The 1,976-nt window shown below is 48.6% G+C and carries 2 protein-coding genes; both read left to right on the forward strand.

The features are described from left to right. Window positions 1–97 precede the first annotated feature (97 nt). A complete protein-coding gene (istA, locus tag ACTRWI_RS22355; protein WP_499133889.1) occupies window positions 98–1,117 on the forward strand; it encodes an IS21 family transposase in 1,020 nt (339 codons plus the stop codon). Beyond that, window positions 1,114–1,908, forward strand: a complete 795-nt coding sequence (gene istB / locus ACTRWI_RS22360) for an IS21-like element helper ATPase IstB (protein WP_499133890.1) — start codon at window positions 1,114–1,116, stop codon at window positions 1,906–1,908. The genes istA and istB overlap by 4 nt, the downstream gene beginning before the upstream one ends. Window positions 1,909–1,976: the final 68 nt, after the last annotated feature.

The following is a 1,976-nucleotide window of genomic DNA, read 5'->3' on the forward strand; positions in this document are numbered from 1 at the left end:
TGTCATCGCCGATGTAAAAATGACCCACTAACGCCGATTTAAAATTGACCCACCTGAGGCAAACTATCCGTTCGTAACATGGACAAAGCGGCGGATTATGATCAATCAGGAGCAACTAGTGGAAATACACGTTTTACATCAGCAAGGGCAAAGCATCCGCCGCATCGCGCGAGATTTAGGTATCTCTAGAAATACCGTTCGCACTTATCTTCGAGATAAAAGCAAAGCGCCTGTGTATCCCGAGCGGCAATCTCGACCAACCAAACTACAGCCTTACCACGACTACTTGCGCACCCGCATTGAAGCCGCAAAGCCTTATTGGATACCCGCAACTGTCTTACTACGTGAGCTAAAATCTCTCGGTTACGAAGGTGGTATAACGATGCTCAAAGAGCACGTCAAGCAGTACAAACCTAGTACGCCAGTCGACCCAGTGGTTCGCTTCGAAACACTGCCTGGTGAGCAGATGCAAGTCGATTTCACGACCATCACTCATTACGGCGTACGTGTTAAAGCCTTCGTGGCCACTCTTGGCTATAGCAGAGCGACGTTCGTTCGCTTTAGTGAACGAGAGCGCCAAGAAGACTGGATAGAAGGCCTTGAAGAAGCGTTTGAATACTTCGGCGGTGTCCCCAAAGAGGTTCTGTTCGATAATGCGAAAGCCATCATGATAGAGCGTGATGCATACGGTGAGGGTGAGCACCGCTGGAACCCCTCGCTGCTCACCGCCGCCAAAAAATACAACTTTAGGCCAAGAGCTTGCCGCCCTTATCGCGCAAAAACCAAAGGTAAAGTGGAGCGATTTAACTCTTACTTGAAAAGTAGCTTCGTCACTCCGCTTGCTGCGACACTTAAACAACACGGTCTGAAAATCACAGCCGATGTCCTTAACGGTCATATCGGCGCGTGGTTAGAAACCGTCGCTCACCAGAGAATGCACGGCACAACAGGCAAAAAGCCTCAAGTTCTTTTAGAGAAAGAACGTTTTACACTTCAACCTCTCCCGTTGCCGACACGCCCGATAGCGCCGCTAACAATGGAGGATAATGTCATGCCCGTTGAGAGCTTCCAACATCCACTATCAATGTATGACGCGTTGTTGGAGGTGCGAGTATGAACCTTCAAATGAATCGCATCGAAGCTGCCTGCGCAACGCTGAAGTTGCAAGCAATGGCTCAGGAGTGGCCGAGGTTGGCAGAAGTCGCTAGCACTCGTGAGTTGAGCCTAGCCGATTACTTAGAATCACTTCTAAACGCTGAGCTTGAAGCGAGAGCTGAACGCACAAGAGCAACGCTGACTAAGTTCGCCAGCTTCCCTATGGAGAAAACGTTCGATGACTATGACTTCAAGTTAGCAACAGGTGCCCCACGGAAACAGCTCAAGGAGCTAACAGGGTTGGCGTTCGTCGAGCGAAAAGAAAACGTAGTACTACTTGGCCCAAGTGGTGTTGGTAAGAGCCATCTTGCTGTTAGCCTTGGTCAAATAGCTGTACAAAAAGGCTTGAAGACACGGTTCATCACAGCAGCGGACTTAATGCTCCAACTGTCTACGGCGAAAGCTCAGGGCAAACTTGAAAGCTACTTGAGGCGAAGCGTTCTTGCACCAAAGCTCCTTATCGTCGATGAAATCGGGTATCTACCGTTCGGCAGAGAAGAAGCGAACTTGTTCTTCAACGTCATCGCTAAACGATACGAGCAAGGCAGCATTATCGTAACCAGTAACTTGCCGTTCTCTCAATGGTCAAATGCGTTCGCTGACGATACAACACTAACGGCGGCATTACTGGATAGGCTTCTTCATCACTCGCATATAGTACAAATCAGTGGAGAAAGCTACCGATTACGAGGAAAGAAGGCGGCTGGAACCATACCAACAGTTCTAGAAAATCTATCTGAAAGTAAAAATTAATTACTTGGGTGGGTCAGTTTTACTTCGGCGATAACGCCGATAAGTGGGTCAATTTTAAACTGGCGTTG

The organism is Pseudoalteromonas sp. G5_S1_14_S5 (assembly GCF_054968605.1).